At 67.8% G+C, this 258-nt stretch carries 1 protein-coding gene; it reads right to left on the bottom strand.

Annotated features, from left to right (window positions below):
* On the bottom strand, positions 1–258 hold a 258-nt coding region (locus KVT34_RS30535), incomplete at both ends, for an immunity 50 family protein (protein WP_217563325.1).

Raw genomic sequence — 258 nt, 5'->3', positions numbered from 1 at the left:
CCGCTCACCGCGACCCTGACCCGGCGCTCCAGGGACTGGGCGTGGGGACCGAGGTCGATGTCGACCACGGTGCTCTTGGGAACACCCCGCATCCGCAGGTCCTCGCCCACAGCGATGAACTCGATCTGAGCCTCGAACCGGTCACAGCCGGCTTCGGTCCAGTCCGGCGGAGCGAGGTCCGGAAAGCGCGGGAACTCGACCCGCAACGTCACAGCGGCGCCGTACGGACTCAGGTGCACCGATCTGAGAACCAAGTGC

Source organism: Paenibacillus sp. GbtcB18, from assembly GCF_019091125.1.
GTDB classification, from domain to species: Bacteria; Bacillota; Bacilli; order Paenibacillales; family NBRC-103111; genus Paenibacillus_F; species Paenibacillus_F chitinolyticus.
Note: the sequence above shows the minus strand (reverse complement) of the source record. Positions and strands in the feature narration are given on the sequence as shown.